Genomic DNA, 614 nt, shown 5'->3' on the forward strand with positions numbered 1-614 from the left:
CAGGCAGGAATACAGTTGAGTCGTTATCGGGCCAGCAGGCGGATGAAGCAGCTGGGGCTGATGAGTTCGCAGCCGCCGAGGCACGCCTACAAGAAGGCTGATCAGCCACACCTGGATATACCGAATGTTCTTGATCGGGAGTTCGATGTAAAGAAGCCCAATCAGGTATGGACCGGCGACATTACCTATATTTGGACAGGGGCACGCTGGGCTTATCTGGCAGTGGTCATCGACTTGTATGCTCGTAAACCCGTGGGGTGGGCATTGTCCCTATCGCCGAACACGGAGCTGGTAAAGAAAGCGCTGACCATGGCCTACGAATCGCGTGGAGAGCCACGGAATATCCTGTTTCATTCGGATCAGGGTTGCCAGTACACCAGCCGGGCATTCCGGCAGATGCTTTGGCGCTACCGAATGACGCTGAGTCTCAGTCGCCGTGGCAATTGCTGGGACAATGCCCCAACAGAGCGCTTCTTCAGAAGCCTGAAAACGGAATGGATACCAGAGATCGGCTATCCCGATGTCGCTGCGGCGAAGCGATCTGTCACTGATTATATGATCGGTTACTACAGCAGCCTCAGGCCGCACAAGCATAACGATGGGATACCGCCGAA

1 protein-coding gene is annotated in these 614 nt (G+C 55.2%); it reads left to right on the forward strand.

What is annotated here, in order from left to right:
• Positions 1-614: IS3 family transposase (locus IZU87_RS17320; RefSeq protein ID WP_213115372.1), on the forward strand; the 614-nt coding region annotated here is incomplete at both ends.

Origin of the sequence: Cobetia sp. MC34 (genome assembly GCF_018340035.1) — a bacterium.
Lineage (GTDB): Bacteria > Pseudomonadota > Gammaproteobacteria > Pseudomonadales > Halomonadaceae > Cobetia > Cobetia amphilecti.